Annotated in this window: 34 protein-coding genes and 1 pseudogene; 12 read left to right on the forward strand and 23 right to left on the reverse strand. The window is 39.1% G+C overall.

Going from position 1 to position 26,970, the window contains the following annotated elements:
- Positions 1-426 (forward strand): LPXTG cell wall anchor domain-containing protein (locus tag HMPREF2957_RS03150; RefSeq protein ID WP_148131973.1); only part of this gene is annotated, 426 nt, incomplete at its 5' end.
- A gap of 194 nt (positions 427-620) precedes the next feature.
- Here the strand turns inward: HMPREF2957_RS03150 and HMPREF2957_RS03155 are convergent.
- From HMPREF2957_RS03155 to HMPREF2957_RS03205, 11 genes and pseudogenes are all read right to left on the reverse strand, one after another.
- Positions 621-1,061, reverse strand: coding sequence for an ASCH domain-containing protein (locus tag HMPREF2957_RS03155; protein ID WP_070677477.1), 441 nt, complete (start codon positions 1,059-1,061; stop codon positions 621-623).
- Positions 1,006-1,905 (reverse strand): putative PEP-binding protein, encoded by a 900-nt coding sequence (locus HMPREF2957_RS03160; protein ID WP_070677479.1) that lies wholly within the window; start codon positions 1,903-1,905, stop codon positions 1,006-1,008. Before HMPREF2957_RS03160 ends, HMPREF2957_RS03155 begins: the two co-directional genes overlap by 56 nt.
- On the reverse strand, positions 1,883-2,383 hold the full coding sequence (locus tag HMPREF2957_RS03165; RefSeq protein ID WP_070677481.1) for an NUDIX hydrolase: 501 nt from the start codon (positions 2,381-2,383) through the stop codon (positions 1,883-1,885). Before HMPREF2957_RS03165 ends, HMPREF2957_RS03160 begins: the two co-directional genes overlap by 23 nt.
- Before the next feature lie 9 nt (positions 2,384-2,392).
- A complete protein-coding gene (locus tag HMPREF2957_RS03170) occupies positions 2,393-3,091 on the reverse strand; it encodes a 3-oxoacyl-ACP reductase (protein ID WP_070677483.1) in 699 nt (232 codons plus the stop codon).
- Positions 3,084-3,320, reverse strand: a complete 237-nt coding sequence (locus HMPREF2957_RS03175) for a DUF2829 domain-containing protein (RefSeq protein WP_070677485.1) — start codon at positions 3,318-3,320, stop codon at positions 3,084-3,086. Before HMPREF2957_RS03175 ends, HMPREF2957_RS03170 begins: the two co-directional genes overlap by 8 nt.
- 106 nt (positions 3,321-3,426) lie before the next feature.
- Positions 3,427-4,461: pseudogene (locus HMPREF2957_RS09475) on the reverse strand (DNA/RNA non-specific endonuclease).
- Between the two features lie 152 nt (positions 4,462-4,613).
- A complete protein-coding gene (locus tag HMPREF2957_RS03185) occupies positions 4,614-5,540 on the reverse strand; it encodes an aldo/keto reductase (RefSeq protein ID WP_070677487.1) in 927 nt (308 codons plus the stop codon).
- A gap of 103 nt (positions 5,541-5,643) precedes the next feature.
- Positions 5,644-7,641 carry a methionine--tRNA ligase gene (gene metG, locus HMPREF2957_RS03190; RefSeq protein ID WP_070677489.1) on the reverse strand — a complete coding sequence of 666 codons (1,998 nt, stop codon included), beginning with the start codon at positions 7,639-7,641 and terminating at the stop codon, positions 5,644-5,646.
- 134 nt (positions 7,642-7,775) lie between these two features.
- Positions 7,776-9,032 (reverse strand): ABC transporter permease, encoded by a 1,257-nt coding sequence (locus HMPREF2957_RS03195; RefSeq protein ID WP_070677491.1) that lies wholly within the window; start codon positions 9,030-9,032, stop codon positions 7,776-7,778.
- Position 9,033: 1 nt separating this feature from the next.
- A complete protein-coding gene (locus HMPREF2957_RS03200) occupies positions 9,034-9,735 on the reverse strand; it encodes an ABC transporter ATP-binding protein (RefSeq protein WP_004253086.1) in 702 nt (233 codons plus the stop codon).
- Positions 9,719-10,906: an efflux RND transporter periplasmic adaptor subunit gene (locus tag HMPREF2957_RS03205; RefSeq protein ID WP_070677493.1), complete on the reverse strand. Its 1,188-nt coding sequence runs from the start codon at positions 10,904-10,906 to the stop codon at positions 9,719-9,721. The genes HMPREF2957_RS03200 and HMPREF2957_RS03205 overlap by 17 nt, the downstream gene beginning before the upstream one ends.
- Positions 10,907-11,144: 238 nt before the next feature.
- Here HMPREF2957_RS03205 and gor point away from each other — a divergent pair, with 238 nt between their 5' ends.
- Together gor and HMPREF2957_RS03215 are read left to right on the forward strand one after the other, a co-directional pair.
- The gene (gene gor / locus HMPREF2957_RS03210) at positions 11,145-12,491 is read left to right on the forward strand and encodes a glutathione-disulfide reductase (protein ID WP_070677495.1); all 1,347 of its coding nucleotides are present in this window, start codon (positions 11,145-11,147) and stop codon (positions 12,489-12,491) included.
- Positions 12,492-12,631: 140 nt separating this feature from the next.
- Positions 12,632-13,171: a biotin transporter BioY gene (locus tag HMPREF2957_RS03215; protein ID WP_004253081.1), complete on the forward strand. Its 540-nt coding sequence runs from the start codon at positions 12,632-12,634 to the stop codon at positions 13,169-13,171.
- 51 nt (positions 13,172-13,222) lie between these two features.
- Here HMPREF2957_RS03215 and HMPREF2957_RS03220 read toward each other — a convergent pair whose 3' ends face one another.
- Positions 13,223-13,438 (reverse strand): YdbC family protein, encoded by a 216-nt coding sequence (locus tag HMPREF2957_RS03220; protein ID WP_004253080.1) that lies wholly within the window; start codon positions 13,436-13,438, stop codon positions 13,223-13,225.
- Between the two features lie 92 nt (positions 13,439-13,530).
- Between HMPREF2957_RS03220 and HMPREF2957_RS03225 the strand changes: the two genes are divergently transcribed.
- The gene (locus HMPREF2957_RS03225) at positions 13,531-13,851 is read left to right on the forward strand and encodes a hypothetical protein (RefSeq protein WP_004253077.1); all 321 of its coding nucleotides are present in this window, start codon (positions 13,531-13,533) and stop codon (positions 13,849-13,851) included.
- A 29-nt stretch (positions 13,852-13,880) separates the two neighbouring features.
- On the opposite strand, the gene HMPREF2957_RS03230 is transcribed toward HMPREF2957_RS03225, so the two are convergent.
- The 7 genes from HMPREF2957_RS03230 to rpsP all read right to left on the reverse strand — a co-directional run bounded on the left by HMPREF2957_RS03230 (position 13,881) and on the right by rpsP (position 17,281).
- The gene (locus HMPREF2957_RS03230) at positions 13,881-14,219 is read right to left on the reverse strand and encodes an ATP cone domain-containing protein (RefSeq protein WP_004253071.1); all 339 of its coding nucleotides are present in this window, start codon (positions 14,217-14,219) and stop codon (positions 13,881-13,883) included.
- Positions 14,220-14,231: 12 nt separating this feature from the next.
- Positions 14,232-14,951: a tRNA (guanosine(37)-N1)-methyltransferase TrmD gene (trmD, locus tag HMPREF2957_RS03235; RefSeq protein ID WP_004253068.1), complete on the reverse strand. Its 720-nt coding sequence runs from the start codon at positions 14,949-14,951 to the stop codon at positions 14,232-14,234.
- Complete coding sequence (gene rimM / locus HMPREF2957_RS03240; RefSeq protein ID WP_070460908.1) at positions 14,941-15,459, reverse strand: ribosome maturation factor RimM; 519 nt, start codon at positions 15,457-15,459, stop codon at positions 14,941-14,943. The genes trmD and rimM overlap by 11 nt, the downstream gene beginning before the upstream one ends.
- A 36-nt stretch (positions 15,460-15,495) precedes the next feature.
- Positions 15,496-16,278 carry an alpha/beta fold hydrolase gene (locus HMPREF2957_RS03245; RefSeq protein WP_070460906.1) on the reverse strand — a complete coding sequence of 261 codons (783 nt, stop codon included), beginning with the start codon at positions 16,276-16,278 and terminating at the stop codon, positions 15,496-15,498.
- 96 nt (positions 16,279-16,374) lie between these two features.
- Entirely contained in the window at positions 16,375-16,707 is a 333-nt protein-coding gene (locus HMPREF2957_RS03250) for a MazG nucleotide pyrophosphohydrolase domain-containing protein (protein WP_070460904.1), read from the reverse strand.
- A gap of 42 nt (positions 16,708-16,749) precedes the next feature.
- Positions 16,750-16,989 carry an RNA-binding protein KphA gene (gene kphA / locus HMPREF2957_RS03255; protein WP_000379617.1) on the reverse strand — a complete coding sequence of 80 codons (240 nt, stop codon included), beginning with the start codon at positions 16,987-16,989 and terminating at the stop codon, positions 16,750-16,752.
- Between the two features lie 19 nt (positions 16,990-17,008).
- Positions 17,009-17,281: a 30S ribosomal protein S16 gene (gene rpsP / locus HMPREF2957_RS03260; RefSeq protein ID WP_070460902.1), complete on the reverse strand. Its 273-nt coding sequence runs from the start codon at positions 17,279-17,281 to the stop codon at positions 17,009-17,011.
- 470 nt (positions 17,282-17,751) lie between these two features.
- On the opposite strand from rpsP, the gene HMPREF2957_RS03265 reads away from it, so the two are divergent.
- The 8 genes from HMPREF2957_RS03265 (at position 17,752) to HMPREF2957_RS03300 (ending at position 23,213) form a co-directional block, all read left to right on the forward strand.
- On the forward strand, positions 17,752-18,348 hold the full coding sequence (locus HMPREF2957_RS03265; protein ID WP_070677497.1) for a hypothetical protein: 597 nt from the start codon (positions 17,752-17,754) through the stop codon (positions 18,346-18,348).
- Between the two features lie 2 nt (positions 18,349-18,350).
- Positions 18,351-18,575 carry a helix-turn-helix transcriptional regulator gene (locus tag HMPREF2957_RS03270; RefSeq protein ID WP_042769224.1) on the forward strand — a complete coding sequence of 75 codons (225 nt, stop codon included), beginning with the start codon at positions 18,351-18,353 and terminating at the stop codon, positions 18,573-18,575.
- A gap of 248 nt (positions 18,576-18,823) precedes the next feature.
- Entirely contained in the window at positions 18,824-18,985 is a 162-nt protein-coding gene (locus HMPREF2957_RS09115; protein WP_148131975.1) for a hypothetical protein, read from the forward strand.
- 112 nt (positions 18,986-19,097) lie between these two features.
- Entirely contained in the window at positions 19,098-19,841 is a 744-nt protein-coding gene (locus HMPREF2957_RS03280) for a DeoR/GlpR family DNA-binding transcription regulator (protein WP_070677499.1), read from the forward strand.
- Positions 19,842-19,854: 13 nt separating this feature from the next.
- Entirely contained in the window at positions 19,855-20,685 is an 831-nt protein-coding gene (locus tag HMPREF2957_RS03285; protein WP_049494600.1) for an HAD family hydrolase, read from the forward strand.
- A 53-nt stretch (positions 20,686-20,738) separates the two neighbouring features.
- Positions 20,739-21,545 carry a peptidylprolyl isomerase gene (locus tag HMPREF2957_RS03290; RefSeq protein ID WP_049494599.1) on the forward strand — a complete coding sequence of 269 codons (807 nt, stop codon included), beginning with the start codon at positions 20,739-20,741 and terminating at the stop codon, positions 21,543-21,545.
- Between the two features lie 33 nt (positions 21,546-21,578).
- Positions 21,579-21,818, forward strand: coding sequence for a zinc-ribbon domain-containing protein (locus tag HMPREF2957_RS03295; protein WP_080981077.1), 240 nt, complete (start codon positions 21,579-21,581; stop codon positions 21,816-21,818).
- A gap of 111 nt (positions 21,819-21,929) precedes the next feature.
- On the forward strand, positions 21,930-23,213 hold the full coding sequence (locus HMPREF2957_RS03300; protein WP_070677501.1) for a hypothetical protein: 1,284 nt from the start codon (positions 21,930-21,932) through the stop codon (positions 23,211-23,213).
- A 101-nt stretch (positions 23,214-23,314) separates the two neighbouring features.
- Here the strand turns inward: HMPREF2957_RS03300 and HMPREF2957_RS03305 are convergent, their stop codons facing one another.
- The 4 genes from HMPREF2957_RS03305 to HMPREF2957_RS03320 are packed head-to-tail and all read right to left on the reverse strand — an operon-like array spanning position 23,315 to position 26,968.
- On the reverse strand, positions 23,315-24,856 hold the full coding sequence (locus HMPREF2957_RS03305; RefSeq protein ID WP_070677503.1) for an ABC-F family ATP-binding cassette domain-containing protein: 1,542 nt from the start codon (positions 24,854-24,856) through the stop codon (positions 23,315-23,317).
- A 1-nt stretch (position 24,857) separates the two neighbouring features.
- Positions 24,858-25,331 carry a VanZ family protein gene (locus tag HMPREF2957_RS03310; RefSeq protein WP_070677505.1) on the reverse strand — a complete coding sequence of 158 codons (474 nt, stop codon included), beginning with the start codon at positions 25,329-25,331 and terminating at the stop codon, positions 24,858-24,860.
- A 1-nt stretch (position 25,332) separates the two neighbouring features.
- Positions 25,333-26,418, reverse strand: a complete 1,086-nt coding sequence (gene rlmN, locus HMPREF2957_RS03315; protein ID WP_004253810.1) for a dual-specificity RNA methyltransferase RlmN — start codon at positions 26,416-26,418, stop codon at positions 25,333-25,335.
- 16 nt (positions 26,419-26,434) lie between these two features.
- A complete protein-coding gene (locus tag HMPREF2957_RS03320) occupies positions 26,435-26,968 on the reverse strand; it encodes a YutD family protein (RefSeq protein WP_070677507.1) in 534 nt (177 codons plus the stop codon).
- Positions 26,969-26,970: the final 2 nt, after the last annotated feature.

Below are 26,970 nucleotides of genomic sequence, written 5' to 3' on the forward strand. Positions count from 1 at the left end.
ACTACTGAGGCTCCTACAACTACTGAGGCTCCTAAGTCTACTGAAGCTCCTACAACTACTACAACTACTACAACTACTACAACTGTAGCTCCTTCAGAAGACACAACTACTACAACGACTACTACAACACCAGAACCAACTACACCGCCTTACCCATATGTTCCAAATAATGGAAACGGTGGTGGTGACGGTGGCACTACAACAACTACAACAACCACTACTACTGAAGAACCAGGTCGTCCAGGAAACGGAGATGGAGATGGTGCTGGTAGAACAACTACAACTCCAGAACCAGGTCGTTCAACTACAACAGAAGAAGGACCAACTCTTCCATTTACTGGTGAAGCTACAAGCCTAGTACTTGTATTGGCAGGGGTGGTAATCTTGTCAGGTACTGTAATCATGAAACGCAAATTTTCTAAATAATATTAGATAATTTTCTATAAAAAAGAGAGAGCAACGCTCTCTCTTTTTTATAGAAAAATAATCAACCAATGTAGAAGTGACTGAATAGGGATTCAAAAGATAAACATCTTTGAAATACTTTATCCACAACTTCACTTGATAGATTGAAAAAAGCCCTGGACAATGATTCCCAAAACTTTCTTCCTTATAGCAGGCTACAGAGGGTAAACCTTGCGAAATTCTTCTAAAACAACCTTACTTTCGGGTGTGAAAGTCAGACCAGCTTCCTCCAGCCACTCCGTGAAAAACTCCTCATGAACCTGACGCCAGTAGGCTAAGGATTTATCGCCTTCACCTTCCTTGTAGGCATGGTCGGCTGACACTTGATAGAAAGGCTGAACAGAAACCTTTGTAATTTCGACAATGCAGACAGCCTGGTCTTGGCTGTCTAAAATAATATCAAAGGTCCCTTCTTGTGGAAGAGGTTCGTCCTCTAATGCGTAGAGATCGTAAGCTGAGGCTGTTGCTGTTTTTTTGCCTCTTAGAACCAAATCAGCCAAGAGATCTGCCTCTACTCCAAAAGCCCAGGCGTCTATCTCATCACCGATAGAGGGATTGATTTTCTTGTATGCATTCCACATTTCTTGCGGTGTCATGAGTTCTCCTTTGTATTTTTTTACTTTCTTCTTTTACACGTTTGAGATGATCTGGATAGTCAATATCTAAATTAAAAATCTCCGGAATAGAACTGTAGTGGATAATGCACTCAATCCCCATCTGATTCATTTTTTGTATGAAAGAAGGATTCAGATAGCCTGCTACAGCGAAATCTATCTTTTTCATCCTTGCTTTATCCTGCATCTGTCTCAGCATTTCTAACATAATGGGACTTTCCATATCATGCCATTGACTGTTTCTTACAGTCGCAAAAATAAATGAAGTCAAATCATTCATTCCCACTACAATCTTTGAAATGCCAGTTTCCAGTATCCTGTCCAAGTCAAAATAAGCTGAAGGCAATTCAATCATTGTGCCAACTTTTCCAGTAAAACCATGCTGACGTAACAATGTAATAGCTCGTTTTAATTGGTCGGCATCATTAACAAAAGAAAAAATAACAGACAAATTGGGATTATTTTGATAAACATCTGTAACGACATTTGCCTCAGCCTGAAATTCATCTGGACACGCCAACAAACGCCTGATACCTCTGTATCCAAATAAGGGGTGGCGTTCGTCAAAATACTCTTTAGTCCCGTCTAGACTATTTGCTTCTGCATTTGTTAACTCTGAAAAGCGATACCAAACTTCTTCATATGAGTACAAATGACAAATAGTGTCTAGATAATCTTTCACAAATTGCTGACAATTTGGTAATAGTATGTTTTGATTGAGCTCTCTTAGCAAGTATTCCCCACGAATCAAGCCGACGTGGTGCAATAAATGTGGATAAACTTTTTCATCAATTCTTTCGCCACTAAAAGCCAGTTGATTTTGCATGTTTTACCTTCCAATTCTTATAGCTTATCAGTTCTAATTCTGGAAATCCTAGTAACTCTGCCTTCACCTTCAATACTAAGGGTGAGGCATTTTCTTCGGTCAACTGCTCAAGAGGAAGCCAAATGGCATTTGCTGAATCATTACTTCCATCAAGAACTTCATGAGGTAGGAATTTTTGAGAGCCTTCGAAATCGAGTACGATATCATAAAAGGCCATAATATGGTGTACTGCGAAGTCTTGCCCTTCTTCATGAACCAGCACATCATAAATCCTAGGATTTGAATACTGACTAAGCATATAACCCGTCTCTTCCAGAACTTCTCTCTTGAGGGTTTCAGTCAGTCCCTCCCCTACTTCCTGGCTACCACCTGGTAGGTCAAAACGATGCTGATAGGGGCCTCTTGTTTTTTCAATACAGAGCAGTTTTCCCTCTTGAAGACAGACTCCGTATACCCCAAAGTGATTTTTGATTTCCATCAGATTCTCCTACTTCAAGCTCCAGCCACCATCAATAGTCAAGATTTGTCCTTGCATGGTGCTTGCCTTTCCGCTTGCTAAAAAGAGGCTGACTTCTGCCACTTCCTCTGGCTCAATCCAGCGTTTGATAGGTGTTTCACTTGCTACCCAGTCTGCCAGACCACCTGGCTCAAAGTCAGCTGCTGTCATACCAGTCTTAACTGCACCAGGAGCAATGCCAAAGACCTGAATCCCAGCTTCAGCATAGTCTAAAGCCAACTGCTTGGTAAAGCCTGCCAAGGCATGTTTGGACGAGGTATAGGCGTGACCACCCCCGCCTGCTAGACTTGAAGCAATGGAACACATATTGATGATGATCCCTTTTTTATTCTCCAGCATTTGTGTTAAATAATGGCGAGTTAACTCCACAGGTGTCACATAGTTGATTTCAAAAATTTCTTGGATTTCTTGAGCTGTTTGTTCTAGTATAGGTTTGTAGTCATCCAAAACTCCAGCTGTATTACAGAGAACATCCACCTGAGGACACCAATCAAAAATTGGTTCCAAATCAAGCGTTAAATCACGTTGTAAAAAGTGAAAGTCACCCTGTAAATCAGGATTTTCACCCTGATCCACTCCAAAAACCTGATAACCTTTCTCTAAAAAGAGTCGGGCTTGAGCCAGACCAATCCCTGAGCTAACACCTGTAATCAATACACGTTTAGTCATGGACTTCCACCCAATCCGTCGCTAAGACATCACAAGGAGTTGGACTCCACATAGAAAAACCTTCTCCCTCACCAGATACGTTGATGAGGAAATAGGGTATCACTTCAAGGGCGAAGCCATTTTGCTCAATGGTATCAAAAAGCTGCACATAGTTTTCAGCCCCACCCCATCCAGTACGTACGTATTTCTTCTTAGCCTTTAGTCCAGGTAAAATTTCTTCAAATGTCATGTTTCTCTCCTTTGTTATCTATAAATCTTAATTTCATTATAACAAAAAACCGTTTTTCAACGGCTTTTTGACATTTATTTTTCATGATTTCTCCAGGTTTACTAAATCACCACTGTAATCCGGCTTCTCTGATTTCTTTTTTAGAGGCAAATTTCCCATTTGGTCGATGCCATCTTCCTTTTCTATCTTTAAAGTAACCACCTGTATTACTACTTTGTGGTTCTTCTTCTGCAGGTGCTGGTGCTTCAGTTTCTTGCTGAGTCGTTTCTTCTGTTGCCTTCTTCTCTGCTTCTTTTTTAGCTTTTTCTTGCGCTTCTTTTTCTTCAGCCTCTTTCTTTGCTTTTTCCTCGGCTGCCTTTTGCTCAGCGGCGCGTTCCTCAGCTGATTTGACTGTGTTCTTTGCAGTACCGTCAGCATAATTTATCTCTGCATTTGCTGAAACATTCTCTAAAGTCACATGGGTCACGGAATACTTAACAAGTTTTTCCTTACTACTACCTAATTTAATCTCAAGTAAATTCCCATCCGAATCAATCCCTACGTACTGAAGGACAATCTGTCTCGGAATCAATTCATCATCCTTATAAACTGCTGTTACCTTATAGTCAAGATAATAATTAGGATGGTTTGCAAGTCATGAATCGAGTCCATTTTCATAATAGAGCATGCTACTTTGATTTTTATCATCCGTTCCAGTAAAGGCACCTGTATTTAACCAGGCTGACATAGGAACAAGATTGCGACCTTCATCATTGAGTCCACTAAATTGATAACCAACTAAATGCCCACGATTCATCAACCAGGCTTCCTTTGTACCATCACCAAAGTAAAATTTATAGTTATGCCATCCAACCGGATTAAACTTTAATTTCGCTTCTCGCTTATCTTTGGGTTCATCACTATCTTTCAGCTGAATATGAGCATAAGTTGCGCGAGATTTAGAATCAAGTTCCCCGAGTTCTAGCTGCTTTTCGTTCTTAAAAGTAAGTAGACCAGCTTCTTTGTATAGCTTTTTATTATCCTGCGTAGTCTGTTCAGTCGTAACAGGCTCAGCCGCTCTCGCCTCATCTTTATGCTTCGAGCAACCAACAGATGTCAAAAGTGAAAGTAAAACAACAGAAGTCAAAACTATTTTTTTCATTTCAAATGCTCCTAATTTTATAGATTTCTTATTATATTGTTATTTTATTCTATCATTAATAATTTGCATCTTCAAACAATTATATAAATTTTTAAATAAATATAAAAAGAGCGAGGTATCACCTCGCTCTTGATAAAATATTTCTTTAGTTTCTAAGGCAAATCATTCCCTGCTGCGAGGTAAATCTCATACCATTCTTTTCGAGTTAGGTTAACATTACTAGCTTGGCTTGCTTCTATCAAATGTTTAGGGTTAGTTGTTCCTACTACTGCCTGCATCTTAGCTGGATAGCGTAACACCCAAGCGATAGCAATAGCTGATGGGCTCACACCGTATTTTAAGGCTAATCGATTTAGGACTTGGTTTAGTTGTTGGAACTTCTCATTGCCGACAAAATTCCCTTTGAAATATCCGAATTGCAAGACTGACCAGGCTTGAATAACCATGTCGTTTAATTTGCAGTATTCAAAGACGCTACCATCACGCAAAGCTGCCTTGTCACCTTCCATATTGACATGGAAACCTGATTCAAATCCTGGCGTGAAAGCTGCGCTTAGTTGTAATTGATTGATAGATAAAGGTTGTTTGACCTCTTTCTTCAGTAATTCCATCATCATAGGATTTTGATTGGACACACCGAAGTCTCGAACTTTGCCTGATTTGTGTAGAATTTCAAAGGCTTGAGCCACTTGATCAGCTTCCATCAAGGCATCTGGGCGATGGAGAAGCAAGCTATCTAGATAATCAACCTGCAATCTTTTTAGAATCCCGTCTACTGATTCTAAAATATAATCTTTTGAAAAATCAAAATAGGTAAATTCTTCTATGCGAATGCCACACTTGGACTGGATCCACATCTTTTCTCGCAGGTCAGGACGATTGTATAACACTTGACCTAGTAATTCTTCGCAACATCCACCACCGTAGATATCTGCCAAGTCAAAGGCATTGATTCCTACAGATAGGGCTGTTTCAACCAACTCCTCAACCTCTTTAACTGACTTGTCACTGATTCGCATCATACCGAGCACAATTTCGGACAATTCTCTTTTCTCTTGACCAAATGGAATGTATTTCATGGCAATTTCCTCCGTTTTTCTTCATTATAAAGTAGAATGACACTTTTATCAACTGATACCTTACAAAAGAAAAGAACCAGTTTAAACTGGTTCTTTTTAAATCTTAGCCAATCACACTTCCGTTTGGTACAGCTGGATCAACTGTTAGAAGGGTTAATTTGCCATCATGTTCAGCTGAGAGAATCATCCCTTGGCTGACATATTTTTTCATCATTTTACGTGGTTTGAGGTTGGCAACGATTTGGACTTTCTTGCCGACCAATTCTTGTTCGTTTGGATAGTATTTCGCAATACCAGAAAGGATTTGACGATCTTCACCATCTCCAGCATCCAAGCGGAATTGAAGCAACTTATCAGAACCTTCTACTTTAGAAACTTCTTTTACTTCTGCGACACGTATTTCAACCTTGTCAAAGTCTTCAAACTTAATTTCTTCCTTGTTCAGTTTGAGTTCGACTTCATCTGGATTCCATTCTTTCTCGACGGTTGGCTTGTTGCCTTCCATTTGTTCCTTGATATAGGCGATTTCTTCTTCCATATCGAGACGTGGGAAGATTGGTGTTCCTTTGGCCACTACAGTCACACCTGCAGGGAAATCAGCCAAGCTCAAGTTTTCAAGGCTAGAAACTTCTGCTAGACCAAGTTGTGTCAAGACTGCACGACTGGTTTCCATCATAAATGGCTCAATCAAGTGAGCTACGACACGAAGGCTAGCTGCCAAGTGGCTCATCACACTTGCCAATTGCTCACGGTGCGCTTCGTCCTTAGCCAGTACCCATGGAGCTGTCTCATCGATGTATTTATTGGTACGTGAGATAAGAGTCCAGACTGCTTCAAGTGCACGTGGATAGTCAACTGCTTCCATGTAGGTATTGTAGTCAGCGATTGATTGTTCTGCCACTTGAGCAAGTTCATTGTCAAATTCTGTCACACCCTCTACATAGGCAGGGATTTGACCATCAAAGTACTTGTTAATCATTGAAACCGTACGGTTGAGGAGGTTTCCAAGGTCGTTTGCCAATTCATAGTTGATGCGCCCTACATAGTCCTCTGGAGTGAAGGTGCCATCTGAACCGACTGGAAGGCTACGCATGAGGTAGTAACGAAGTTGATCGAGGCCATAGCGCTCTACCAACATTTCAGGATAAACGACATTTCCTTTAGACTTAGACATCTTGCCATCTTTCATGACAAACCAACCGTGGGCAATCAAACGATCAGGCAATTTGATATCCAACATCATAAGAAGGATTGGCCAGTAGATGGAGTGGAAACGAAGGATGTCTTTTCCGACCACTTGGAAGACTGTTCCGTTCCAGAACTTGTCAAAATTAGCATGATCGTCTTGACCATAACCAAGAGCAGTCGCATAGTTGAGAAGGGCATCCATCCAAACGTAGACAACGTGTTTTGGATTTGATGGGACTTGTACACCCCAGGTAAAGGTTGTACGAGAAACCGCCAAGTCTTCCAAACCTGGCTCGATGAAGTTGCGAAGCATTTCATTCAGACGACCATCTGGAGTGATAAATTCAGGATGTGATTTGAAAAATTCGACCAAACGGTCTTGGTATTTACTGAGGCGAAGGAAGTAAGATTCTTCTGAAACCCATTCAACCTCATGACCTGATGGAGCGATACCACCCGTCACATTTCCAGCTTCGTCACGGAAAACTTCCGCAAGCTGGCTTTCTGTAAAGAATTCCTCATCGGATACTGAATACCAGCCAGAGTATTCACCTAGGTAGATGTCATCTTGAGCAAGCAAGCGTTCAAAAACTTGTGCTACTACTTTTTCATGGTAGTCATCTGTGGTACGGATGAATTTATCGTATGAGATATCAAGCAATTTCCAGAGTTCTTTAACTCCAACTGCCATTCCGTCAACATAGGCTTGAGGCGTGATGCCAGCTTCTTCTGCTTTTTGTTGAATCTTTTGACCATGCTCATCAAGACCAGTCAGATAAAAGACATCGTAGCCCATCAGGCGTTTGTAACGTGCTAGGACATCACATGCGATAGTTGTGTAGGCAGAACCGATATGAAGTTTACCAGATGGATAGTAAATCGGTGTTGTAATATAAAAATTCTTTTCAGACATAATATTTCCTTTCCAGGCTAATGAAACCTGTTTTTCTAACACTTCATTATACCACATTTTTAGTGATTTTCGATAGAGAAATCCATACAAAAACAAGACAGACAAATGTCTATCTCGTTTTTTTATCTTTTAAATTATTCATAGCGAAGAGCTTCGATTGGATCAAGCTTAGAGGCTTTGTTGGCTGGTAGAACACCGAATATCATACCGATACTAGCTGAGACAGCTAAACTAAAGAGAGTGATTGGGATGGATACACCAACTTCGATTCCTGCAATCAAGTTTTGAAGAAGAACCCCTGCAAGCATAGTCACCCCTGCAGCAAGCAGTAGACCAACGAATCCACCTAATAAGGTTAAAATCATGGATTCAATCAAAAACTGAACTAGGATATTACCCCGAGTTGCTCCTAGTGCTTTCCGTAAACCAATCTCACGGGTACGCTCTGTCACAGAAACAAGCATAATGTTCATAACACCAGTACCACCAACAAAGAGGGAAATCCCTGCAATAGCACTAATAATCGTTGTTATGAAGCCAAAGAGTTGTTGAACTTCTTGGAAGGCAGCAGACGCATCTGCAACTTGATATTCCCCTTGTTGAAGACCTGCAATCTCTGTCATTCTTCTTGCCAACTCTGGACCCAAAGTCTGAGTCAAGCTCGTATCGTTAACACGGAAGACAATATTTGAAATCTCGTCTGTGTTAAAATTAGCTGCCAAGGAAATATTGGTCGTGATTGGTAGTCCTCCAACACCAAATGCTTTGGCTGCCTTGGCTTCCTTACTTGCGTAAACACCAATAACACGGTAACTGATTTCATTTACTTCAACAATTTGGTTGAGGGCTTCTTTTGCAGAACCAAAAAGGCTATTGGCAAGCTCTTCATCTAAAATGATCACACTTGCAAAATCTTTATAATCTTGTGCTTTAAGTCTACGACCTGCAATAATTTCATTTTCGACCGCATCCATATAGGTGACATTCCCACCCGTCATGTTAGCGTGTTCGACCTTTTTATCCTTATAAGTCAAGGTCACATTGGCTGAGTTGGTTACATAGTAGCTGTCCACACCTTTTAGTTTGGCAGCTTCTTTAACCCAAGATTCTTGAGGTTTTGGTGGTTCAACAAAATCTTCTTGACCGCCAGACAAGGTCAGTGCAGATTGTCTTTGTGTAAAGGAACCGTCCTTACTCTTGGTAGGTGAGAAAAAGACATGGATGTCTTTTTGAGACTTGGTCATGTTTTTATTGACCTGACGAGACATAGAGTCACCCAAGGCCATGATCACGACAACTGAGGAAACACCGATGATAATCCCAATCATGGTCAGGAAGGAACGCATCTTGTGGGCCAAAATGGATGAAAAGGCAAATTTCAGATTCTGCATCTTAGTTTTCCTCCTTTTCTACTTGAGCACTGTCAGACGAAATGATACCGTCACGGATGACAATCTGACGCTTGGCATAGGCGGCAATTTCAGGCTCATGCGTTACCATAATGATGGTTTTTCCTTCTTTGTTCAATTCAACTAAGAGTTGCATGATCTGATTACCCGTTTTGGTATCCAGAGCTCCAGTTGGCTCATCAGCCAAGATAATAGATGGATTGTTGACAAGAGCTCGTGCAATGGCAACCCTTTGTTTCTGCCCCCCAGACAACTCCGATGGCAAGTGATGGCTACGCTCAGTCAGTTCAACCTTTTCCAGATACTCTTCTGCTAATTTGCGACGTTTTGAAGCTGAAACTCCCGCATAAATCAAGGGAAGTTCGACATTCTGGAGAGCATTCATTTTGGACAAGAGAAAGAATTGCTGAAAGACAAAGCCAATCTCTTGATTTCGCACCTTGGCTAATTGTTTTTCACCCAAACCAGCTACTTCTTTTCCATCTAGAAAATACTGACCACTTGTAGGGGTATCCAACATACCGATGGTATTCATGAGGGTGGACTTACCAGAACCAGATGGTCCCATGATAGCCACGAATTCTCCCTCGTGAACTTCAAGGTTAATGTCTTTGAGAACTTGAAGCTCTTGATCACCATTTCGATAACTACGGCAGATATTTTTGAGGCTAATTAGTTGCTTCATCAGTCTTCACCTCTTTTCCTTCTTGCAAGGAAGCTGTCGGATTACTGATGACTTTTGCTCCATCTGTCAGACCAGATGTGATTTCTTGGTTTTCTGCATCTGCATTGCCCAATCCAACTTCAACCTTTTTGGCCTTTTGATTTTCATCAAGAATCCAAACATAGTTTTTATCTTCTTCCATGACGATACTTGTAATAGGAACAAGCAATGCTTTACTCATACTTTTCACTTCGACACTGACAGAAAAACCTTGTTTCAAATCGCCAATTTCACTAGTTACATCGACCGTATATGGGTATTTAGAACCTGTGTTTGAACCAGCTAAGCTACTACTTGCTTCGCTACTGTTCTTTGGATAATTTGAAATATAGCTAATCTTACCATTCCAAGTTTTATCTGGGTAAACCTTTGAAGTAAAGGTAACTTCTTGGCCTACAGATAGATTGGCAAGGTTGTACTCAGAAAGTTCTCCCTTGACCTGCAAGTTGTCGTTACTAACGATATGTACCAATACTTGGCTATTTCCTGTTGGAGATTTTGAAACATTACGATTGACTTCGACAACTGTACCTTCTACTGTACTCAAAACTGTAGCGGCATCCAACTGTGCCTGGGCTTTTTCAAGTTGTGCCGCTGCATCTGCACGAACATCACGCGCATCACTGATTTGTGAATCGATAGAAGCTGTAGCTGATGTAGAAGATTGTGCTTGGGTTTGGTCCGTAGCGCCTTCAACCCCAGCTTGAGGGAGCACAGGTGTTGCTGTGGCGGTATTTCGAGCCTCATTCAATTCATTGATATGACGGTCAGCTTTCGCAACTGCACGACTGGCAGCATCATAGGCAGCCTGAGCTTCTGTACTACTATACTTAGCAAGAGCTTGGCCTTCACTTACCTTATCTCCGACAGAGACCGAAACCTCATCCAAGTCACCTTTACTAGCATCATAATAAACATATTGTTCATTTTGAGCTGTTACGGTACCAGATAAGAGAACTGTTGAAGCCACTGATCCCTCTTTGGCAAGAACGATTTTTGCAGTTTCGTCTTGTGTTGCAGCTTGATTTGGTTGTCTCAATAGAAGAACAGCAGCTGCTCCTACTACAAGAACTGACGTAACTCCTATAGCTGTAAATAGGGGCCATTTTTTAGCTTTTGACTTCTTTTTCATATCCATACCTCTTTTATAAACATATATTAAGATTATAGCACAAGTCATAAAATTGGACAATTGCTTTCTGCCCATCCAAAAATAATTGCCAAATCTTTTATTGTTGTGTTAGTTACATAATACAACTTCTTTTTTATTTTTGCAAGCATTTTCTTAAGAAATTTAAGCGTAGCAGATTTTTGCATTGACTCCCAAAAAAAGATAGAATATGACTAGAAAACAACTAAAGGAGCTTTCTATGAGAGAATATGACATTATTGCCATTGGTGGAGGTAGCGGGGGTATTGCTACCATAAATCGTGCTGGTGAACATGGTGCTAAGGCGGCAGTTATTGAGGAAAAGAAATTAGGTGGAACTTGTGTCAACCTCGGCTGTGTCCCTAAAAAAATCATGTGGTATGGAGCTCAAATTGCAGAGAGTATCCACAAATATGGACCTGACTATGGATTCACAAATACTGGGAACGAATTTGATTATGCAACTCTTCGTAAGAATCGTGAAGCCTATATTGACCGTGCTCGTTCTTCTTATGATGGAAGCTTCAAGCGTAATGGTGTTGATTTGATTGAAGGACGTGCCGAGTTTGTCGATGCTCATACTGTCAGCGTTAATGGTGAGTTGATCCACGCTAAGCATATTGTAATTGCGACTGGAGCTCATCCTCATATCCCTGCTATTCCTGGTGCTGAACTAGGTGGTAGCTCAGATGATATCTTCGCCTGGGAAGAGTTACCTGAATCGGTAGCTATTCTAGGTGCTGGTTACATTGCTGTAGAATTAGCTGGTGTACTCCATACACTTGGTGTAAAGACAGATTTATTTGTCCGTCGTGAACGTCCGCTACGTGGATTTGATGGCTATATCGTTGAGAGTCTAGTTCAAGAAATGGAAAATACAGGACTAAACCTCCACACCCATAAGGTTCCTGCTAAACTTGAAGAAACTGAACAAGGTATTACCATTCATTTCGAAGATGGCAGCTCTCATACTGCCAGTCAAGTTATCTGGGCAACTGGTCGCCGTCCAAATGTTGAAGGACTTCAACTCGAAAAAGCTGGTGTTACCCTCAATGAACGCGGCTTTATCCAGGTTGATGAATACCAAAATACTATCGTTGAAGGTATCTACGCTCTTGGAGATGTCACCGGTGAAAAGGAACTAACTCCTGTCGCTATAAAGGCTGGTCGTACCCTATCCGAAAGACTTTTCAACGGTAAAACCAATGCTAAAATGGACTACACGACTATTCCGACTGTAGTTTTCTCACACCCAGCAATCGGAACAGTCGGTCTGACTGAGGAAGAAGCTATCAAAGAGTACGGCCAAGAAAACGTTAAAGTCTATACTTCAAAATTTGCATCTATGTATTCTGCCGTTACTAGTCACCGCCAAGAAGCTCGCTTCAAGCTCGTAACAGCTGGTGCAGACGAAAAAGTAGTTGGCCTTCATGGAATCGGCTATGGCGTTGACGAAATGATTCAAGGTTTCGCAGTTGCTATCAAGATGGGAGCTACAAAAGCTGACTTTGATGCTACTGTCGCTATCCACCCAACTGGCTCAGAAGAATTTGTGACCATGCGTTAAAAGAAAAGAGAGACCCCTTGGTCTCTTTTTTACTCTAAATCGACCGTTACAAATTTGTAACCTTTTATTTTAAAATAGGTTGACATTCATATCTCATTTAGTATAATAGTTACTATAATTTATAGAAGAGGTTAACTATTTTGAAAAAAGCACACATTTACGCTATTCCTGCTATTGGAGCGGCTCTTATTGCAGTATTGGCCCAAATTAGTATGCCGATTGGTCCAGTTCCTTTCACTCTGCAAAACTTTGCTATTGGACTCATCGCTACTGTTTTTAGACCAAGGGAAGCTGTTCTCTCTGTCGGACTCTATCTCTTACTTGGAGCTATTGGTCTTCCGGTATTTGCTAACGGTGGAGCTGGATTTCATGTTTTAGTTGGACCAAGCGCTGGTTATCTTTGGTTCGACCTTGTCTATGCAGGGCTTGCTTCCTATCTCATTCACACCAATAGTGGTGTCCTACGTATTTTCTTTGCAAATCTCTTGGGAGATTCACTTGTTTTTGTTGGTGGTATTCTCAGTCTCCACTTCTTAGCTGGAATGCCTTTTGATAAAGCACTGGCTGTCGGTGTTATTCCCTTTATCATACCTGATCTTGCCAAAATTGTAGCCATTAGCTTCATCAGCCGACCACTACTCCAACGTCTTCGTACACAAGCTTATTTTTCAAGCAAATAAAAGAGGCAGGGATTTTCCCTAACCTCTTTTTAATTAATCTTAGATGAAAGTTTATTGATTCTTAAAAGCATCCACCATGATTTGAAATTCTTCATTTGAGAGGGTAATTCCTTTCCCCATCTTGGTGTGGTCAGGACTCCAGCTACGAATGTCAAACTTCGCTGGTGCACCATTAAAGCTGACACGATTGATTTCTTTGGTCCATCCTTTTTCATTTTCAGATAGAGTTAGCAAATGTTCTTCAATTTCAAATGTAAATTCTGCCATGTTTTTCTCCTTTTTGTTCTCAATTGATTATTCGAAAAATCTTGTAGATTTCATAAAATTTTTATATAATGATGTAAAGAAGGGAGGCCGGAATGAAAGATTTATTAAAACAGGCTTTGCAAAAAGTTCATGATTTTATTAATGGACATGAAGATTCCATTCCTGAAAAAAGCGATCCCCTAATTGCTAGACTTGAAGAAGCCCTAGCTAAAAAAACAGCTGTACACATTATTTTTGCTGAGTCAAGTTTTACAGGCGATATTATCAAGTATGATACTGACCGCCAACAAATTATTGTTAAAAATTTCGCCAAAAACGTCAGCCGTATTATTCGAGTGTCGGATATTCGAAGAGTAACTTTCGTTCCTTCTACTATCCAAACGGCCCAAAAAAGAAGATTTAAGAAAGAGTGAGATGCTTCTATCATCTCACTCTTTTTATCTTAGCGAATTTGTTCAAAATGAAGGTGAACAGCGATGTGGTCGCCATAACCACTTCTCTCCAAATCACGTTGCAAACGATAAGAGATATAGTGTTCTGCGATTGTAATGTAGCCAGCACCAAGTAAGCGGTGCTCAACCATTGATTGAATCATACTGATAGTCGCACGTTCTACTTTTGCTTCTTCTAAATCCAACACAACTTTTTTAGTAACTTGAGCTAGGTTTTGGCGCAAATCGTCAGTCAAAACATAGACTGTCTGAGCCGCCTTAAGGATAGCTTGGTAGATTTTATCTGGATCAAAATCAGCGACTTGTCCATCACGTTTAATTACTTGCATAGTTTTCTCCTTTTAATTGTTATTTTCTTTAATTTCTGCTAACATTTTCTCTTCTTCTGCTGTCAGTTCATACTCTTCCAGCAAATCAGGTCTACGTTGGTAGGTTTTCTTAAGACTCTCATAGAGTCGCCATTGACGTATGTTTTCATGGTGTCCACTCATGAGAACATCTGGAACTAGCATTCCACGATAATCGTAAGGTCTTGTGTACTGAGGATATTCCAAGAGTCCTGATGAAAAGCTATCATCTTGGTGACTTGCTTCCTTCCCAATAACTTCTGGAATCAAGCGCACCGTCGCATCAATCATGGTCATCGCTGCTAGTTCTCCACCAGTAAGGACATAATCTCCTAGAGAAATTTCATCAGTTACTAAGGCCTTAATCCGCTCGTCATAGCCCTCATAGTGACCACAGATAAAGATAAGCTCTTCTTCTTGCGCCAAATCCTCAGCATAAGATTGGTCAAACTGTTTTCCAGCTGGATCTAAGAGGATCACGCGCGGATTCTTTTTTTCAATCGCATCAAAGGCATCAAAGATGGGTTGCGCTCGTAGGAGCATCCCTTGACCACCGCCATAGGGTTCGTCATCCACATGGCGGGCCTTTTCAGCGTAGTCACGAAAATTATGATAGTGGATATCTAAGAGACCCTTTTCTCGAGCCTTTCCAACGATGGAATGTTCTAGGGGTGAAAACATTTCTGGAAAGAGGGTTAAAATATCAATCTTCATCGTCTAACCCTTCTAAGAGTTCAACGTCCACACGATTATTCGGAATATCTATATTGAGAACTACAGGCGGGATATAAGGTAAGAGTAGGTCTCGTTTGCCTTTGCGTTTGACTACCCAAACATCATTGGCTCCAGGCTGAAGGATTTCCTTGATAGTTCCAATCAAGTTATCTCCCTCATAGACTTCTAAACCGATAATCTCGTGGTAATAAAACTCACCATCATCGAGGTCATTGAGATTTTCCTCAGCAACCTTCAAACTGTGACCCTTGTATTTTTCGATGTCATTGATATGGTACATATCTTTAAACTTGATGATATCAAAGTTTTTATGTTTACGGTGGCTTGCAATGACCACTGTTCGCACAAATTGATCTTTTTCATCAAATAAGGCAAGCTCTGCCCCTTTTTTAAAGCGTTCTTCAGTAAAATCTGTCACTGACAAGACTCGCATCTCACCTTGCAAGCCTTGGGTATTGACAATTTTCCCAACGTTAAAATAGTTCATTTGATCTCCTGTAATTTCCTTATCTCCATTTTCTTCTTACAATTTTTTAATAATATCTACAATTTTCTCTGATTCAGACCACTGTAAATAATGGTGATTCCCTCCTAAAATGAGTTTGGTACTGGAAGTCCAATATTCTGATTCTCTGTACTCTTTTTCTCTATAAGCCTGACAAAAAATAAATACAGGGATACGATCTGCTATTGACATATCCTCAAAATCTTCCTCGGTGATCTCAACAGATACCTGAAACTCTGGATCTTGATGTTCCAACTCTGAGCCTTTTTCTTGCATTAATTTCCAAATTTCTTTGTTAGTTTCAGGGCTAAATGTGGCTTGAATTAAGTTCTTAAAATAAAGTTCAGGACCGAATTCTTCAATCAGTCTCGTCTGCTCTTCCATTTCTGGATAAGGATTTTCTGAAAAATCAGCAAACATTACTTTTTTAGTTGTTGGTTCAATCGCTACTAAGGCCCGACACTTAATTGGTTTGTTGAGTAATTTGCAAGCTACAATTCCACTCAAACTATGTACACAAAGTATATATTCAGAAATCTCCAACTCTTCAAGTACTTCATAAACCGCATCTGTAAGATTATCTAGATTTTTTCCAGCTTGGTTATAAATCAGACTCCTACCTGTGTTTGGAAAATCAATTGTCAAATAACCAATTGTGGGAGGAAGTTTTTCAAGTATAAGTGAAAAATTTTCATAACTAGGTAGCAAACCTGCGCCACTTAAACAAACTAGCACTTTCTTTTGCTTTTGATAAGTAACAGAGAGACTACCAATTTCTGTAGATACTTCAAACCTCTTCATAAAGAAACCACTCATTCTATACAATGATTTATTATATACCCTTACCCTTTATTTTATCACGTTCCAGGGATTTTCACAAGTTGGAGAAAAGGAGAACTATGGATGGTTTCCTGCTAAGAAGCCTTCCAAATCTTGTTCATGTTGATACTTGATGGCTGCCTTTTTGTCTTTTTCAAAAATGGTCTTCGTTAGGTCGATATGGTTGATAGCTGCAATTGCCACTGTGTAGTGAATGATATCTGCCAACTCCTTTGCCAATTCCTCGTTTGAATCTTGGACACCCTCTTTTCTACCTGAACGTCCATTTAAAACCTCAGCGACTTCTCCAACTTCTTCCACTAGTTTGATAAAAAGTCCTTCTTCTGTTCTAGATTGTTGGTAATGATCAAGTAAGTATTCCTCTAGTTGTCTAACTGTTAAATCTCTCATTCCTTCTCCTTGCAAAAAAAGCGAGACCTCGTCCCGCTTTTCTTATTTTTCATCAATAACGATTCTTACTTTTTTGTCTTCAGTTGGGACAGAGTAGACAATCGTTCTTATCGCAGAGATAGTGCGACCCTTACGACCGATTACACGACCCACATCGCTCTGGTCAAGATCCAAATGATATTCCAAAAATTCCGGTGTATCTTCAATCTTGATAGTTAAGGCATCTGGTTGTGAAATCAAAGGTTTCACAATTGCAATAATGAGATTTTCAATCGTATCCATCTGTCAACCTACTTTAAACTTATTTAGAGAATTTAGAATCGTGGAATTTTTTCAATACGCCTTCTTTTGAAAGGATGTTGCGAACTGTATCTGAAGGTTGAGCTCCATCAGCCAACCATGCAAGAACGCGGTCTTCTTTCAAAGTTACTTGGTTTTCTTCAACAAGTGGGTTGTAAGTTCCAACTGTTTCGATGAAACGTCCATCACGTGGTGAACGTGAATCTGCAACGTTAATACGGTAGAAAGGTTTTTTCTTAGAACCCATACGAGTCAAACGGATTTTTACTGCCATTTTTAATATCTCTTTTCTTTTATTTTTTTGTTCGGTCAAATAGCTAGGCTATTTACCACATGTTCCATTATAGCAGATTTCTGAGAGGTGTCAAGAAAAAAACTTGACAGAGTTTAAAATTTTTAAATTTTTTAGACTAATAGGGATAAATTAGAAAGAAAAAATTAACTTCTACACCTACAAACCTTATTCTGACAGACTTTATAACAGTCTAAGAAAAAAAGCAGAGATTCATACAGTATCTAGATTTTCCAAAAATTCTTTATCAACAAATACTATTAACGAAACTATCCAAACATTGCTTCAAAGAATTCTTTAGTTGTTTGACTAGCGAGGTCTTTAATTAAAAAATTTTTTCAAATAATTGCCACATTGATACATAAAATTCTTGCTTTCTAAAATTAAGTGTGATATATTTATAACATAACATTCAAATGTTATATATTTATAACACAAAAAAGGAGTCTATCATGAAAAAAAGTCAAAAAATGCGTGGCCTCATTGCAATGATTGCCGTAGCTCTCTTTATTGATTTTATTGTTTTATTTGGTTCTAATCTTAGTTGGGAACCCAAGTTAGTTATTGTTGGTATTTCAGCGTTAGGTCAGATTGTAGCTATTTGGAGCTGGCTACATATGAAACCACGGCCTCATAAGAGTCAGAAAGATAAGGGGAAGATTATTTTTGACTTGTCTGCAAAGCTTTACTCGATACTTATTTTTGCAGCTAGCATTTTTTATACAGTAGGGATTTGGCTTGCGACCCCAAGCGTAAGTTCTGGTATTAAAGAATGGATTTTGGGAATTGGCCTCGTTATTGAAGTGATTGTATTTGGCTTTTTCTGTTTGAAAAATGTCAAGGAAACTCCGGACGAACGCTTTTATGCTAATTTAGCCAAGGCAGCTAGCTTGATGTTTGTTTTTATACTAGGCGCACTGATGATCCTAGCAGTTATCATTGGGTATATGGGGTCTCTCACTCTTTACATGGGACAGATATTTTTTAGCATAGCTGCCTTGATTTGCATCTTTGCGGTTGTCTATCTTATCTTGGAACGGAGAGGATAAGCATGGCCAAAGAAAGCAATATTATTACTAATCTCAAATCTGTTCGTGAGTCCACAGGCATGACCCAGCAGGAGTTAGCCGACCTCATCGGCATGCGACGCGAGACAATTCTGCACTTGGAAAATAACCGTTACAATCCTTCACTGGAAATGGCTCTTAAAATTGCTCAAGTTTTTAATCTGAAAGTAGAAGACCTCTTTGAACTCAGACAGAAAGAGGAAGCATAATTCTTTTCGAGACCTATCATTAAGTTCATTGCTTCATTAGGAATTGAAGCCGAAAGAATAAATCCTTAGAAAATATACTCTTTTAAAATATAGTAATTCTTATGGCATTGACGCACCAAAACACTTAGAAACACTTGTTGAAAAAGACTATGCTACAATTGAAACAGCCTTTGACTCGCTTAACCATCTAAATGCTACTATGAAAAAGAGTATCCTTAAAAAAGAAGGGGGTTACTGGGCTCTACAAAATGAAGGCTTCTGACTTGAATCAAGCACTTCATGATCATTTTTCAGAAGAAGAATTAGCTAACCGCTTTTCGATTCGTGGCTATAAACTAACTCCAAAAGGTGAACAAGCTCTCAAAGACCATCAAGTAATCATTGACCGCCATCCTAAAAAGAATCTTTAATCAACCAAAGCTGGTTGATTTTTTTGTAATTTTTTAAAACACTTACAAATCATTACAATTATTGACAAATGCTTATAAAAAGAGTATAGTATTAAAAAAAGGAGGAATTCCTATGTACCAAGCACAAAGATTAGAAGAAATCATAAAACTTTTAGAAGATAGAGGAAGTCTATCGGCAAGAGAAATGGTTGACTATTTCCAAGTATCCAAGGATACTATCCGGAGAGATTTTTCCATTCTTGCAAAGGAAAAGCGAGCGCACCGAACTCACGGAGGTTTGTTGCCAATAAAAAAACAAGTAATTCTTGGTTTTCAAGGTCGAGCAGAACAGTCTTCTAAAGAAAAAGCGAAAATTGCTCATTTAGCTACCCAACTCATTTCCGATTCACAACTGATATTCTTTGATATTTCAACCACTATACTTGAGTTAGCAAAAATTATAGATAAAAAAGTTACTATTTTCAGTCATTCATTAGATAACGCACTTATCTTAGGAAATAATGAAAATGTCGATTTTCATATTCTCGGTGGAAAATTTCATAGACAGAATCGTTTTTATTATTCACTAGAAGAATCCAATACTTTAGAGGGAATTAGATTTGATGTAGCATTTTTTGGCGCTGCTAGTCTTTCAGACGGGCAAGTTAGCTTTGAGGATCAAGAAGATGTTCTCATGAAAAAAAGAGCATTTAAAACAAGTGCTATTCGTGTTTTGCTAGCTGAAACAGGAAAGATAAACAAACACTCTCATTTTATACTTTCTGAACTAGCTGATTTTGATTACTGGATTACAGATAAAGAGCCTGATGTAGAAATACAAGAATCTTTAGATGGTAGAACAACGATCCTCTTTTAAAAAGGAGCAAAATATGTCAAGAATTAAATTAATTATGAGTGATATTGACGGCACTATTCTGGATAAAAATCACCAATTAGATTCTCATTTGATAGAACTGATGCCACTTTTAAAACAATGTAATATTCCTTTTGTTCTAGCTTCTGCTAGATCTCCTCTCGGTATAGCTCCAATTTCTAAAGAACTTGGCATCACCGACTTTCCTATTGCCTGCTATAATGGAGCACTCATCAGTTTAGGAGATAAAATCCTAAGTCAGCATTCTATTGATAAAAGCGAATTGCTCTTACTTCATGACTTTTTGAAAAAAGAATTCCCGACAGTTTCTATAAATGTTTATTCTGGAAAAGATTGGCTTGTGAATACTATTGATGAATGGGTAGAAATCGAAGCAACTATTACTGGAGAAAGTCCAAAAGTTACATCTATAGCAGATTTTATAAGAGACGAGAAAACTCTTGTTCATAAACTTTTGCTGATAGATAATACGGATACCATACAGAAACTTCAAAAAACCTTATCCTCAATAGATTTCCCTCAAACCGACTTCTATCTCTCTAAAGATAACTATCTAGAAGTTACACATAATCAAGTATCCAAAAAACAAGCTTTATTAGAATTAGCCAAGTATTATCAACTATCACTTACTGAAATTATGACCATTGGAGATAATTATAATGACATTCCAATGATTGAGACTGCTAGACTTGGTGTTGCAATGGGAAACGCTCCTACAGAAGTTAAAACTTGCTCAAATAGAGTAACAGATTCTAATGATCAAAATGGTGTAAGCAAGGCTATAAAATTGTATGTACTATCGGAATCATCACAATTGAATATTTGAAATCCACTTCCTTTTAGGGTACAATGGTAAAAATGATTTTTGAAAGGACTAATATGAAAAAATTAGCTACACTACTACTCATTTCAACTTTTGCTCTTGGTGGATGTACAAGTATCCAACGTGCACTTCGTGGTGATGATTACGTAGATTCTAAAATTGCTGCTGAAGAAAGTTCTAAATCCGCTACTCAAGCAAAAAAAGATTTGAAAGACGCCTTAACAAATGAAAATGCCAACTTCCCTCAACTTTCTAAGGAAGTAACTGAAGACGAAGCTGAGGCTATCCTTCACACAAGTCTAGGTGATATTCGTATCAAACTTTTTCCAAAGTTAGCCCCTCTTGCAGTTGAAAATTTTCTTATTCATGCTAAAGAAGGTTACTACAATGGTGTTACTTTCCACCGTGTGATTGATGGATTTATGGTACAAACTGGAGATCCTAAGGGAGATGGAACAGGTGGGGAATCTATCTGGCACGATAAAGACAAAACCAAGGACAAGGGAACAGGTTTCAAAAACGAAATTTCTCCATACCTCTATAATATCCGTGGTTCTTTATCAATGGCTAATACTGGTCAACCAAATTCAAATGGTAGCCAATTCTTTATCAACCAAAGTACAACAGATTATTCTGCTAAACTTCCAACAAGTAGCTATCCTAAGAAAATTATCGAGGCCTACAAAGAAGGTGGAAATCCAACTTTAGATGGAAAACACCCAGTCTTTGGTCAAGTCATTGATGGGATGGATGTAGTAGATAAAATTGCCAAGGCTGAAAAAGACGAAAAAGACAAACCAACTACTGCTATCACTATCGACAGTATCGAAATTGTTAAAGACTACGATTTCAGTAAACAATAACACCATTAACTATAACTATAAGGAGATGTTAAAATGATTCTATTTTGGGGGTCAAAAGGTTACCAAAAAGTGTTGGGACATACACAAACTGCTATCGAATGTGGTCATTGTAACAATGTTGGTACTTGGGAAATTACGGAATACGGACGCAAGTTCACTCTTTACTGGATTCCACTCTTTCCTTACGGTAAAACCTATTTCGTTTCTTGCCCGATTTGTCACTATGGAAAAGAAATTCAAAAGTCTGAGGTTGAACAATATCTAAACTATTAATAAAAGATAGGTCATGTGCCTATCTTTTTTTATTTACACTTCCATGTAAACGCTCTATTTTCTAATTCAAATATGATATAATTTAGTCAATAGTAACGAGGAGGTTCTCCTATGAAACCCTATAAGATAAATATATTCCGGCTTGGTTTACTCTTACCTTCGTATTTAATCTTTAATGTTGTTTATTCGATTACATATGATTCCGGAGGTTTTGCTTTTATAATCTTGTGGCCGGCATTTTTCGCATCATATGCTGGAATAGTGCTAGGAAATATTTTTATTTTTAGAGATATTTCAAAATTAAAAGCCTCCTTTGAAGATAATGAGTTGATTCAAAAGACATGTACAATACAGTTAATTCTAGCTACAATTGGATTTTTCATGCAAATAATAGGTTTTAAGGGTGCTCCACTTAATTACATTGATAATTATCCACTACTAGTTAGCGCTAGTATTGTGTACTCTATCGTTCTCCTTATCGGTATTTATCAGACGATCAAGTTAGGGCAAGTGAAAGATATTTCGGCAAAACTTGGTTTTGTCTTTGCTGTTACGGTAATTTTATACACTTGCCTAGGACTGATCACAGCCACTTCCTCCTCAATTAAAAATACTACTCCTTCTTTCGCTGAAGAATTTCAATCACTTGGACTTAAGGGAAAGGTTGAGGTAGTTGATAAACACAGAGAGATTGAAGCATTTTATGGAACTGCCTACAAGCTAACATATACAGAAAATTTATCCGATGGAACTATTTTAAAAGAAACTACTACTGCAAAAATTCATGGAAAGGATGGAGAACATTTATCAAATTTCTTTCTTCCTTCAGGAACAGATCTCGAAACACTTCTTAATGACAAAGAAAAGGCACTGTTTCACACTGTCAAACAAGACGAATTCAGTTTCTTACTAGATGTATACAAAGAAAGACCGAATCTACAACAAGAAGAAGATAGTATCAAAAATACTACTGCTGACAAAATAAATAAGCTTTTTGATACACCAATAGCTTCTAGTTTTAAATTTGGAAAATATCCAATAGAAAACTACTATGTTGCAATGATTAAGCAGGCTGTCAGCAATCGAGAAAAAGGAGATTCTGACGCAGCTGGATTTTATAATATTACAACAAAAGATCTCATGAAAAACAAAGGTCTTACTCTCGATTTTGATTGTGACCTTTCGATTATAAAGGCAGAAAATGGTAGTCCTGTGGATGCCTTTAAGGAAAGAATCTTATCTTTACCAAAAAATTCATTTTCCGATGGAATCTATAACATCACTAGTTCCTATGATGAAAATGGAATAAAAAAGAAAGTTACTTGCCCATTTGTTGTTGAAGATGGTGTGGGACACTTTGAAGAGGATGAAATCGTGGGAAATCAAACCAATTAGTTATTTTTGATACAAAAACTAGGAGATAGCATTATGACTTCTACTAGTTGCAATCCTCGTAAAAAAGCCAAGTCAAATAGACTTGGCTTTTTTATGGCTATTTATGTTAGTTCATTGAAATCCCAGATTTGATCCATCCAGCCTTCATAGAAGTCTGGTTCGTGGCAAACCATAAGGATAGAGCCTTTATATTCTTTCAGAGCTCGTTTTAGCTCATCCTTGGCATCCACATCCAAGTGGTTGGTTGGCTCGTCTAGAACAAGGACATTGTTCTCACGATTCATCAAGAGACAGAAACGAACCTTGGCTTGCTCCCCACCTGATAGAACTTGAATCTGGCTTTCGATATGCTTAGTCGTCAAGCCACAGCGAGCAAGGGCTGCACGAACTTCAGCTTGGTTGAGAGCTGGAAAGGCATTCCAAACAGCTTCTAAAGGTGTCTGACGATTGCCGCCTTCCACTTCTTGCTCAAAGTAGCCGAGTTCTAGATAATCACCACGTTCAACTTCACCAGCAATTGGCGGAATAATGCCCAAAAGAGACTTCAAGAGGGTTGTTTTACCGATACCATTGGCACCGATGATGGCAACCTTTTGATTGCGCTCAAAGGTAAGATTTAATGGTTTTGTAAGTGGGCGGTCGTAACCAATCTGTAAGTCTTTGGCTTGGAAGATAAAGCGTCCAGGTGTACGAGCTGGTTTAAAATCAAAGGACGGCTTTGGTTTCTCACTTTGAAGTTCGATAATGTCCATCTTATCCAATTTCTTCTGGCGAGACATGGCCATATTACGGGTAGCAACACGCGCCTTATTACGGGCTACGAAATCCTTGAGATCAGCAATTTCTTTCTGTTGACGCTCATAGGCTGCTTCCAGCTGCGATTTCTTCATGGCATATACTTCTTGGAACTGGTAGTAATCTCCAGAATAACGAGTCAACTGTTGGTTTTCTACATGATATACGATATTGATAACATCATTAAGGAAAGGAATATCGTGTGAGATAAGAACAAAGGCATTCTCATAGTTTTGAAGATAACGTTTGAGCCAGTCAATATGCTCCGCATCCAAATAGTTGGTCGGCTCGTCAAGCAATAAGATATCTGGCTTTTCAAGGAGGAGTTTGGCTAAAAGTACCTTGGTTCTTTGTCCACCAGATAAGGCTGTTACGTCCGTATCCATACCATAATCCATGACACCAAGAGCACGCGCGACTTCGTCAATCTTAGCATCCAAGGTATAGAAGTCACGACTTTCCAAACGGTCCTGAAGTTCGCCGACTTCTTCCATTAGGGCATCAATATCAGCGCCCTCTTCTGCCATTTCCATGTAGAGATCATTGATACGAGCTTCGGCTTTGAATAATTCGTCAAAGGCTGTACGCAAAACACCACGCACAGTTTGACCTTCTTTGAGAACTGCATGCTGGTCCAGATAACCTGCTGTAACATATTTGGACCATTCCACCTTACCTTCATCAGGTACCAACTTACCAGTCACGATGCTCATGAAGGTTGATTTCCCTTCACCATTAGCACCGACCAGACCGATATGTTCACCTTTTAGGAGACGAAAGGACACGTCTTCAAAAATCGCACGGTCACCAAAACCGTGACTTAAATTTTTTACTTCTAAGATACTCATTTTAATTCCTTATCTTGTTTTTATGTAGTAGTTTATAAAGGACCCAAGCCAGGTAACCACCCAAAGTGTTGGTCCATAAATCATCAATCTCAAAGACCCGATTGAAATCAAAGAAAAAGTCTAAAACTAGCTGTGTGCATTCGATTCCCAAGCTCAATAAAAAGCTAAACAAAATCACACGCTTCGTTTTTCTTAGTGCAGGTATAAGATAGAGAAGCTGGAAAATTAATGGGAAGAGCAAGAGGATATTTAAAGCATTTTGCAAAATAATCCAAAACAGTTGTAGAGGGCTAGTTACTTCTCCCAGATTCCAAAGGGAGTTAAAAGGCGTCAAAAGAAAAACCAGGCGTCCAAAAGTTTGAATACCTGGAGTTTCCACTCCTGTAGGAAGTTGAGGCTGGGGAGTAAAACAAAAACAGACGATACAAAGACTGTATAGCACGATTCCCAGGCTTAGTAATTTTTTTCGATTCATCTTATGGATTTACTTCAGCTACTGCTTTTTGGCGATCACGTTTCATGGTATTTGAACGCAATTGTCCGCATGCGGCATCGATATCTGTACCGTGTTCTTGACGAACGACACAGTTGACGCCTTTTTTCTTGAGTGTATCATAGAAGGCCATGACACGCTCTTTGGGACTACGACTATATTGGTCGTGCTCACTGACCGGGTTGTAAGGAATCAAGTTGACATATGACAATTTCTTAATGTTCTTAAGCAATTCTGCCAACTCAAGTGCTTGTTCGACTCCGTCATTGACTTCATTAAGCATGATATACTCAAAAGTTACACGGCGGTTGGTTGTTTCGATGTAATACTCAATCGCTGCAAAGAGTTTTTCAATTGGAAAGGCACGGTTAATCTTCATAATGCTTGAACGCAGTTCATTGTTTGGAGCATGAAGAGAAACAGCAAGGTTAACCTGTACTCCTTCATTGGCAAACTCACGAATCTTATGAGCCAAGCCAGAGGTTGATACGGTGATATGACGAGCACCGATTGCCATTCCCTTATCGTCATTGATGGTACGGATAAAGTTCAAAACGTTATTGTAGTTATCAAATGGTTCTCCAATACCCATAACAACGATATGGCTAACACGCTCATCTTGACCACGTTCGTCAAAATATTTTTGAACAAGCATAATTTGAGCCACAATTTCTCCGTTATTGAGGTCACGTTGCTTCTTGATCAAACCTGACGCACAGAAGGTACAACCGATATTACATCCTACCTGAGTTGTTACACAGACTGATAAACCGTAGTGTTGACGCATAAGCACAGTCTCAATCAGCATACCATCTGGTAACTCAAAGAGGTACTTCACAGTACCATCGGCTGACTCTTGAACGATACGTTGTTTCAAGGGATTGACTACAAACTGCTCGTTGAGTTTGGCAATCAAATCCTTAGACAAGTTAGTCATTTCTTCAAATGTCTGAACACGTTTACGGTAAAGCCATTCCCAGATTTGATCCGCTCGGAATTTCTTTTCTCCTTGCTCTAAGACCCATTCTTGCATACCTTGGCGTGTTAAACTATAAATCGACGGTTTCATCTTTTCTCCTTATTTTCTAGTCTTTCTTACGGATGACGAAATGACGTTGTCCCTTTTCTTCATTCTGAGGTTTCTGTTCTTTACGACGACGTCTATTTCTCTTGTCCGTATGATTTCTTTTCTTATTTTGAGAAGACTTTTTCCCTTTACGGTTGTCTTTCTCTTCTTCTTTCTTGCGCATTTTTTGGTCAAATGGTGCACGTTTCGGTGTCTCGTTTTCTAAGACAAAGTAGGCACATCCATAGCTACAATACTCGAGTAGGTAATCTTGTAAACGACTGATTTTCTCGAGAGATTCTTCAGCTCGCTCATTCTTGTAGAATCCTCGCAAGCGCAACTGCTCATTGCTCCAGTCTCCTACAATATAATCATACTTGTTTAAAACTTCCGAAAAGCGTTGAGTAAAAGCTGTTGCATCAAAGGCTTCCTTACTATTTTCAATCAAGTTGAAGGTGAAACCTTCAGCCTCGACTTTATCTCCAGATAGATGAAATTCTGGACCAGGGAATTTATTGTAATTGTATAATTCAGGTGCAATTTCTTTACGCATAA

The organism is Streptococcus sp. HMSC062D07, assembly GCF_001814215.1.
Classification (GTDB): Bacteria; Bacillota; Bacilli; order Lactobacillales; family Streptococcaceae; genus Streptococcus; species Streptococcus infantis_I.

Excerpts from the sequence above, each read along its gene's own strand:
- HMPREF2957_RS03280 (WP_070677499.1), top strand. The coding sequence starts at position 19,098 with ATGTACCAAGCACAAAGATTAGAAGAAATCATAAAACTTTTAGAAGAT.
- HMPREF2957_RS03285 (WP_049494600.1), top strand. The coding sequence starts at position 19,855 with ATGTCAAGAATTAAATTAATTATGAGTGATATTGACGGCACTATTCTG.
- HMPREF2957_RS03200 (WP_004253086.1), bottom strand. The coding sequence starts at position 9,735 with ATGAAGCAACTAATTAGCCTCAAAAATATCTGCCGTAGTTATCGAAAT.
- HMPREF2957_RS03155 (WP_070677477.1), bottom strand. The coding sequence starts at position 1,061 with ATGACACCGCAAGAAATGTGGAATGCATACAAGAAAATCAATCCCTCT.
- HMPREF2957_RS03175 (WP_070677485.1), bottom strand. The coding sequence starts at position 3,320 with ATGACATTTGAAGAAATTTTACCTGGACTAAAGGCTAAGAAGAAATAC.
- HMPREF2957_RS09115 (WP_148131975.1), top strand. The coding sequence starts at position 18,824 with ATGAAGGCTTCTGACTTGAATCAAGCACTTCATGATCATTTTTCAGAA.
- rimM (WP_070460908.1), bottom strand. The coding sequence starts at position 15,459 with ATGAACTATTTTAACGTTGGGAAAATTGTCAATACCCAAGGCTTGCAA.
- HMPREF2957_RS03310 (WP_070677505.1), bottom strand. The coding sequence starts at position 25,331 with ATGAATCGAAAAAAATTACTAAGCCTGGGAATCGTGCTATACAGTCTT.
- HMPREF2957_RS03265 (WP_070677497.1), top strand. The coding sequence starts at position 17,752 with ATGAAAAAAAGTCAAAAAATGCGTGGCCTCATTGCAATGATTGCCGTA.
- rpsP (WP_070460902.1), bottom strand. The coding sequence starts at position 17,281 with ATGGCAGTAAAAATCCGTTTGACTCGTATGGGTTCTAAGAAAAAACCT.
- HMPREF2957_RS03245 (WP_070460906.1), bottom strand. The coding sequence starts at position 16,278 with ATGAAGAGGTTTGAAGTATCTACAGAAATTGGTAGTCTCTCTGTTACT.
- HMPREF2957_RS03300 (WP_070677501.1), top strand. The coding sequence starts at position 21,930 with ATGAAACCCTATAAGATAAATATATTCCGGCTTGGTTTACTCTTACCT.
- kphA (WP_000379617.1), bottom strand. The coding sequence starts at position 16,989 with ATGGATACGATTGAAAATCTCATTATTGCAATTGTGAAACCTTTGATT.
- HMPREF2957_RS03195 (WP_070677491.1), bottom strand. The coding sequence starts at position 9,032 with ATGCAGAATCTGAAATTTGCCTTTTCATCCATTTTGGCCCACAAGATG.
- gor (WP_070677495.1), top strand. The coding sequence starts at position 11,145 with ATGAGAGAATATGACATTATTGCCATTGGTGGAGGTAGCGGGGGTATT.
- HMPREF2957_RS03305 (WP_070677503.1), bottom strand. The coding sequence starts at position 24,856 with ATGAGTATCTTAGAAGTAAAAAATTTAAGTCACGGTTTTGGTGACCGT.
- HMPREF2957_RS03320 (WP_070677507.1), bottom strand. The coding sequence starts at position 26,968 with ATGCGTAAAGAAATTGCACCTGAATTATACAATTACAATAAATTCCCT.
- HMPREF2957_RS03290 (WP_049494599.1), top strand. The coding sequence starts at position 20,739 with ATGAAAAAATTAGCTACACTACTACTCATTTCAACTTTTGCTCTTGGT.
- HMPREF2957_RS03185 (WP_070677487.1), bottom strand. The coding sequence starts at position 5,540 with ATGAAATACATTCCATTTGGTCAAGAGAAAAGAGAATTGTCCGAAATT.
- HMPREF2957_RS03295 (WP_080981077.1), top strand. The coding sequence starts at position 21,579 with ATGATTCTATTTTGGGGGTCAAAAGGTTACCAAAAAGTGTTGGGACAT.
- metG (WP_070677489.1), bottom strand. The coding sequence starts at position 7,641 with ATGTCTGAAAAGAATTTTTATATTACAACACCGATTTACTATCCATCT.
- trmD (WP_004253068.1), bottom strand. The coding sequence starts at position 14,951 with ATGAAGATTGATATTTTAACCCTCTTTCCAGAAATGTTTTCACCCCTA.
- HMPREF2957_RS03205 (WP_070677493.1), bottom strand. The coding sequence starts at position 10,906 with ATGAAAAAGAAGTCAAAAGCTAAAAAATGGCCCCTATTTACAGCTATA.
- HMPREF2957_RS03225 (WP_004253077.1), top strand. The coding sequence starts at position 13,531 with ATGAAAGATTTATTAAAACAGGCTTTGCAAAAAGTTCATGATTTTATT.
- HMPREF2957_RS03165 (WP_070677481.1), bottom strand. The coding sequence starts at position 2,383 with ATGGAAATCAAAAATCACTTTGGGGTATACGGAGTCTGTCTTCAAGAG.
- HMPREF2957_RS03230 (WP_004253071.1), bottom strand. The coding sequence starts at position 14,219 with ATGCAAGTAATTAAACGTGATGGACAAGTCGCTGATTTTGATCCAGAT.
- HMPREF2957_RS03250 (WP_070460904.1), bottom strand. The coding sequence starts at position 16,707 with ATGAGAGATTTAACAGTTAGACAACTAGAGGAATACTTACTTGATCAT.
- rlmN (WP_004253810.1), bottom strand. The coding sequence starts at position 26,418 with ATGAAACCGTCGATTTATAGTTTAACACGCCAAGGTATGCAAGAATGG.
- HMPREF2957_RS03270 (WP_042769224.1), top strand. The coding sequence starts at position 18,351 with ATGGCCAAAGAAAGCAATATTATTACTAATCTCAAATCTGTTCGTGAG.
- HMPREF2957_RS03160 (WP_070677479.1), bottom strand. The coding sequence starts at position 1,905 with ATGCAAAATCAACTGGCTTTTAGTGGCGAAAGAATTGATGAAAAAGTT.
- HMPREF2957_RS03170 (WP_070677483.1), bottom strand. The coding sequence starts at position 3,091 with ATGACTAAACGTGTATTGATTACAGGTGTTAGCTCAGGGATTGGTCTG.
- HMPREF2957_RS03220 (WP_004253080.1), bottom strand. The coding sequence starts at position 13,438 with ATGGCAGAATTTACATTTGAAATTGAAGAACATTTGCTAACTCTATCT.